4 protein-coding genes and 1 pseudogene are annotated in these 4,703 nt (G+C 39.3%); all 5 read right to left on the bottom strand.

Annotated features, from left to right (window positions below; genetic code table 11):
• Positions 1-62: 62 nt before the first annotated feature.
• Positions 63-1,535, bottom strand: coding sequence for a uroporphyrinogen-III C-methyltransferase (gene cobA, locus ABZA26_RS08005; protein ID WP_372713997.1), 1,473 nt, complete (start codon positions 1,533-1,535; stop codon positions 63-65).
• Positions 1,522-2,430: a hydroxymethylbilane synthase gene (hemC, locus tag ABZA26_RS08010; protein WP_372713998.1), complete on the bottom strand. Its 909-nt coding sequence runs from the start codon at positions 2,428-2,430 to the stop codon at positions 1,522-1,524. Before hemC ends, cobA begins: the two co-directional genes overlap by 14 nt.
• 2 nt (positions 2,431-2,432) lie before the next feature.
• Entirely contained in the window at positions 2,433-3,425 is a 993-nt protein-coding gene (gene hemA, locus ABZA26_RS08015) for a glutamyl-tRNA reductase (RefSeq protein WP_372713999.1), read from the bottom strand.
• A complete protein-coding gene (cobD, locus tag ABZA26_RS08020) occupies positions 3,418-4,494 on the bottom strand; it encodes a threonine-phosphate decarboxylase CobD (protein ID WP_372714001.1) in 1,077 nt (358 codons plus the stop codon). The genes hemA and cobD overlap by 8 nt, the downstream gene beginning before the upstream one ends.
• Positions 4,495-4,504: 10 nt before the next feature.
• Positions 4,505-4,703, bottom strand: a pseudogene (locus ABZA26_RS08025) (adenosylcobinamide-phosphate synthase); the annotation flags it as partial.

Below are 4,703 nucleotides of genomic sequence, written 5' to 3' on the forward strand. Positions count from 1 at the left end.
GATATCCTTTACCATATCCCTCATAGACTGGCTGCTTCTTAGCCTTCTGTGTCTTTTAAACATTACATAGCCTCCTCAATCGCTTTGAGAATCCCTTCAGCTGTGAATGACTTCGCCTCTATATCCACAGATAATCCAAGTTTCTTCATGGTATCACTTGTCACCGGCCCTATTGATGCGAATTTCACACCTTCCGCCTTGCTCAAGTCTCCCTCCAAGCTCTCTACAAAAGCTTCTGCAGTTGAAGAACTCAAAAATGTAACAATGTCCACACCTTTTAGGGCTTCTAATACTTCATTTTTATCTTTTTTTACTTTTATTGTTTTGTAAGCAGCTATTTTTTCAAAGTTTCTGTCATATTTTACACTCCACTCCTGGGAGTTGCTAGGAGATATATCAGAAGTTACAAATAATATATTGTCTCCTTTTTCTGTATGTTCAGAAGCTTCCTTTGCAAGGAGTTCCCCGGTGTATTCCCCAGGCATAAAGTCAGGAACAATCTTAACCTTAGAAAGCTCTTCCTTAGTCTTTACACCTACCACACCTATCTTTATGTCACCTATTAATCTCATATCAGGAATATATTTAAAGAAGCTTCTCACCCCGTTCTGAGAGTTAAACAGAAGACATTTGTATTTTTTTATCTCACTATAGTCAAAATCCTTCATCTGATCTTCTATCTGAATAAGAGGAAGTTCCACTGCCTCTCCACCTTTTTTCTCTATGATACTGCTCATTGCCTCAGCCTGTTTTTCATCTCTTGTTACCAGTATTTTTTTCCCGAAAAGTTCTTTTTTCTCAAACCAGTTAAACTCTTCACGAAGATCTACAACTCCACCTATGATTATTATTGCAGGAGGTTTTACATCTTCTTTTGCAGCAATCTCCACTATATCTGAAAGTTTTCCTCTTATGACTCTCTGTTTAGAAGTACTTCCCTTTTCGATTATCCCCACAGGAGTCTCAGGGTCCTTTCCGTATTTCATTAGATCTCCGGAAATAAGTGAAAGATTCTTTACACCCATTAAAAACACAAGAGTTCCCTGGAGTTTTGCTATGGCGTCAAAATTATGCCAACCGCCGTCTTCCATAGTATGACCTGTAAACACATGAAATGATCTGGAGATCCCTCTGTGAGTTACCGGTATACCAGAATAGGCAGGAACAGATATAGAAGAAGTTATCCCGGGAACCACTTCAAAAGGTATTCCCTCTTTCAGTATCTCCTGTATCTCCTCTCCCCCTCTTCCAAATACAAATGGGTCTCCGCCTTTTAATCTCGTTACCACTTTTCCTTTTAAGGCTTCTCTTACAAGAGTCTGGTTGATCTCATCCTGGATGACACCACCCTCTGTATTGAGTTTCCCCAGGTAGATAAGCTCGGCATCAGGCTTTGCAAATTTCAGGATTCTTTTATTTATCAGTCTGTCGTATACTATACAGTCAGCTTCTTCTACACATCTTTTAGCCTTTAGTGTGAGGAGTTCCATGTCTCCAGGCCCTGCTCCTACAATATAAACCTTACCTCTGTCCATCAATCTGCCCCCTAATAATCCCTGCAAGTTTTTGAGCAAGTGCTTTTCCTTCTTCTCTTTTTCCTGTGAGCTGACCTTTATATATAACGCCTTCATGGCAGTACATACCTTTAAGACAGATCTCATCTCCTGTTATTTCCCCACTGCATCCCATAGGAGTGTGGCATCCTCCGTCAAATATCCTGGAGAACTCTCTTTCTATCTCTACTACTTCTTCCACTTCCCTGTCAGTTATAGAAGAAAGTATTTCTCTTGTAAAAGTATCGTCTTCTTTACACTGTATGCATAGAGCCCCTTGTGCAGGAGCAGGCATCATTTCGTGAGTTTCCAGATACTGGGTTATCTCACTTTCAAGCCCTACTCTCTTTAGACCTGCAGCTGCCAGTACGATTGCATCAAAATTTTCTTCTCTGAGTTTTCTGAGCCTGGTATGTATATTCCCTCTTATAGGCTCTATAACCAGGTCAGGTCTCATCTCTTTTATTGCCATGGTTCTTCTGAGAGAGCTCGTACCCACTACGGCTCCTTCAGGAAGTTCAGAAAGCTTTGTTCCTGTCTTAGATACCATTACGTCTCTGTAATCCTCTCTGGCAGGTATGGCTCCGCATATCAATCCTTCCGGACTGTCTGCCGGCATATCCTTCATTGAATGAACTGCCAGTTGGATGGTCCCATCAAGAAGTTCCTTCTCTATCTCTTTTGTAAAAAGACTTTTAAGAGAAGTGTCACTGTTATTCCAGTTTGTTCTGAGGTCAGTGTCCCCTGTTGTCACTATCTCTTTAAGTTCAAATTCTATTTCCGGATATTTTTCCTGCAGCATCGCTCTTACGTCTTTTGTCTGAGCCACTGCAAGAAGACTTCCTCTGGTTCCTATAACTACTCTGTTTTTTTTCATAATTATGCTATCCTTCCCCTATATTCAAACCACTTTTTCACATTTTCTATCTGTTCTGTGATAAGGTGGGAATATTCTTTTAGTCTGTTTTCTCTCTTAGTAACATTTTTTTCGTAGGTTTCCCATATATGATCTAGATTATAGAGGTCTATATTAGCAAGTTCCCCTAGTTTCTCGTCAATATCTCTAGGCACTGCCAGGTCCAAAAAGAACCTTTTTCTGCCGTCATTAAGTCTTTCCATGAGTTCTTCACTCTTAAGTACAAAGTGGGGAGCCGATGTAGCACTTATTACCACATCACTGTCTATGGCACTTTCCACTTTCTGATCAAAGGTTATCACATCTACATCATAGCTGTCCTTTAGGACAAGAGCCTTATGATGACTTCTGTTTGTTACCACTATATTCTTTACATTGCTTTTTTTCAGCAGATACAGTATTCCCTGAGACAGATCCCCTACACCTAGTATAAGGACCTTTTTATTTTCCAGGTTCTCTACACTGTTTTTGATAAATTTCAGTGATATAGCCTCTAGGGAAAGTGCATTGTGTGCTATTTGACTTTCATTTCTGAATTTTTTCCCTACCTCTATAGCCTTATTGAAAATCACATTTAAAATCTTTGAAGTAGTCTCCTCCTCCACAGCTTCACAATGGGATTTTTTTACCTGGGCCAGTATCTGATCCTCACCTTTTATTACCGACTCAAATCCGCAGATGACCCTGAAAAGATAATGAAGTGCATTCTCTCCCCGCTTTACAAAAAGCTCTTCCTGGCTCGGAAAAAGTCCTTCTATCTCATCTTCTGAAAACCCTTCCTCTACATGAAGATAGTACTCGATTCTAAGACATGTGGAAAGGTTCACATAACCTTTTATTTTTTTGTTTTTAAGGAGTTCATCAAAAATTTCAGTTGGGTTTCTCTTTATGAAACTCTCTCTTCCGCCCATATCCACTTTTTTATGATCTATTCCTACTACATAAAAGTTATCCATTCTCATTAGTTCTAGCCACTACCCTTTCCACAACATATTGGTTGTTTTTATGATCCTTGATCGCAAGTCTTATATACTTTTCGTCAAGATATGGAAAATTTGAACAATCTCTTATCAATATCCCATCTTCTATCAGTTTTTCCCTCAGGATTTTTGAATCAGATTTCCCTGTAAGTCTCACAAGTATAAAGTTTGTCTCGGTTTTGTATGTCTTTATGTTACTTCCCTTGGTGAGTTCTTCATACATCCATTTTTTCTCTGTTTTTATCCAATTTTCTGATTTTTCTATATACTCCCTGTCATCTAGCACCACTTTGGCAGTAAGTTCTGCCAGGGCATTTACAGTCCAGGGCTCTCTTTTGCCCTGTATTTTCCTCATTATATCACTATTATGGCATATTGCAAACCCGAGCCTGATTCCAGGTATGGCAAAAAATTTTGTAAGTGCTCTTACTACAAAAATATTCGGGTCTTTGAGGTGGGCTATACTTTCACTGTAATTTCCCTCTACAAACTCTATGAAAGCTTCATCCACCATTAGGCTTGTTCCACTCTCCCTTGCAATAATTGCAACTTCTTCCATCTCATCCCTGGGAATAAAACGTCCCGTTGGATTGTTGGGATTACATATTACTAAGAGATCATAACCTTTTTTCAGCTCTTCTCTGAGCCTGTTTTTATCCAGTATAAAGCCCTCTTCCTCTTTCAGCTGAAAATGATCCACCTGGCATGCTGTCTGCATGAGAGCCCTTTCATATTCCACAAATGTAGGATTGACAACCAGAGCTTTTTTGGGATTCAGCATTTTCATATACAGAAAAATAATCTCAGTAGCTCCGTTCCCCACTATTATGTTGTCGCACTCCATGCCATTATGTCTGGCCAGTACCTCCCTCAGCTCCACATACTCAGGATCAGGATATTTTTCAAAAACATGAAAATTTTCTGCAACTGATTTTTTCAGACTCTCAGGAAGCCCAAAAGGGTTGATGTTGGCACTGTAATCCAGTATTTTTTCGATTCCCTTTTCCCTTGCAAGTTTATAGATGTTTCCTCCGTGCAGTTCCATCCTACCACTCCTATAATGTGAAAATTCTGTAAGCTCCAAAGATTATTCCCATAAAGAATATCATCCCTAAAATAGAAGCTCCGTACATCATTTTTATATTTTTTCTTATATCCTCTATATCAAACTCTTTTAATTTATCTCCAATTGTTGGTTTTTCATGACTTTCTCCGAAATAACTGGTGATTCCTCCAAACTGTATTCCTATGGCC

Source organism: Ilyobacter sp. (assembly GCF_041583315.1).
Classification (GTDB): Bacteria; Fusobacteriota; Fusobacteriia; order Fusobacteriales; family Fusobacteriaceae; genus Ilyobacter.